This is a genomic window from Halomonas sp. AOP13-D3-9 (genome assembly GCF_052379125.1).
Taxonomy (GTDB): domain Bacteria; phylum Pseudomonadota; class Gammaproteobacteria; order Pseudomonadales; family Halomonadaceae; genus Vreelandella.
In genome coordinates this window covers 1-1,052 of record NZ_JBQSYH010000054.1, presented here as the reverse complement: position 1 = coordinate 1,052, position 1,052 = coordinate 1, and the positions used below count along the sequence as shown (strand labels likewise).

The following is a 1,052-nucleotide window of genomic DNA, read 5'->3' as shown; positions in this document are numbered from 1 at the left end:
ATAGTTATCAAGCAGCCGGTGTACCTCATCACAGAGGCGGTCAAATGAGAGGTATGCACCCAGCGGCAGCCATGCGTACTTCATCTGCCGCCACAGAATCTCAATCAGATTCAGCTCCGGCGAGTAAGCGGATAGGTAGACCAGATGCACACGGTTCGACATCCACTCCACTATTTTTCGCCTGAAGGCTCGGGAGTGATGCATGCTGGCATTGTCGAGCACCACGACAGCAAAGGTATCGGGGTCTTTCTGAGCCACAAATTGATCAAACGCTTCGATAACCGTCTCGGTGGTCACTGACTCGGTGGCGGTGTGGTAGATCAGCTTCCCCGCTCGGCTGAGAAACCCCAGCACGTTCAGCCTTCGACTGTGTGAGTAGGCGGTCACCTCGCAAGGCTTACCGATGGGACTCCACGCATATGGCACCGACGACGATTGTGAAAAACCTGACTCATCAAAGTAATAGAGCACGTGTTCCCCCTGAGCTTCCTGCTTATGGAGCGCCTTGAGGAGACCTTGAGTGTTGCGGAAATCCGTCTCGTTACGCAGCGACTTAAGTGAGTGCCGAATGCGTTTGAAACTGAAGTTATTTTTTTTTCAATGCCCGGCGAAGGGTTACCGTGCTGACCGTCTTGCCGGTCTCTTCTTGCAAGCGAGCCTGCAAGGATCGAATTTGATGAGGCTCCTCGGCGATCAGTTCCTGAAGTCTCCGGTGGTCGTTCTCATCCAGAACCGGTGTGCGACCACTGCGGGGTTTATCAATGAGCCCGTCGAGTCCGGACGTCTCCCACTGTTTGAGCCATCGAGAGACGGCATCGCGACGAACTTGCAATACCTCACTGATCTGATCGATGGTGTGGCCTCGATCACTTAGCAAGATGGCGTGCGCACGCCGCCGTAGGGCGCGTTTTTCACCATGGTGATAGGTGGAGGTCAGCGTCTGATGTTCAGATTGAGTAAGAGAGGCAACGAAACGGCGCTTTGCCATGGATTTTTCCGTGTCAGTGATTCAAACATCAATACTACACGAAAACTTATGATTAGCTACTTAG

1 protein-coding gene is annotated in these 1,052 nt (G+C 53.0%); it reads right to left on the bottom strand.

Annotation, left to right across the window (positions count from 1 at the left end; all coding sequences use genetic code 11):
* A protein-coding gene (locus ACT3UM_RS24165) for an IS630 family transposase (protein ID WP_498902554.1) occupies positions 1 to 988 on the bottom strand; the annotation gives its coding sequence in 2 pieces (ribosomal slippage) (positions 1 to 597 and positions 599 to 988; 987 coding nt annotated over the 2 pieces). This gene is flagged as partial in the annotation.
* Between the last annotated feature and the right edge of the window lie 64 nt (positions 989 to 1,052).